This window comes from Streptomyces sp. NRRL F-6676, from assembly GCF_000725625.1.
Classification (GTDB): Bacteria; Actinomycetota; Actinomycetes; order Streptomycetales; family Streptomycetaceae; genus Streptomyces.
In genome coordinates this window covers 1-274 of the sequence record NZ_JOHS01000150.1, presented here as the reverse complement: position 1 = coordinate 274, position 274 = coordinate 1, and the positions used below count along the sequence as shown (strand labels likewise).

1 protein-coding gene is annotated in these 274 nt (G+C 67.9%); it reads left to right on the top strand.

The window, feature by feature from the left end; translation table 11 throughout:
- Positions 1 to 22: 22 nt before the first annotated feature.
- Positions 23 to 274, top strand: a 252-nt coding sequence (locus IO29_RS31395) for an alpha/beta fold hydrolase (RefSeq protein ID WP_030383546.1), incomplete at its 3' end; no start/stop codon positions are given.

The window sequence follows — 274 nt, the reverse complement described above, 5'->3', positions numbered from 1 at the left end:
CAAGCCGGAGGGTCCGCAGAGCATGGCGGACACGGGGCGGATTCTGACGGGGGTGATCAACCGGGTTGCGGGTGATTCTCCGGTGGTGTTGGCGGGCCATTCGCTGGGTGGTCTGATCGCTGCGCGGTATGCGCCGGATCACCGGGACAAGGTCAAGGGCCTGGTTCTGATGGACGCGACGTCGTCGACGACGTCGGCGGATGTGACCCGGGTGATTCCGGAGTCGGCGACGGGGGATGCGGGGGATCTGCGGGCGCAGACGGTGGCGGTGATG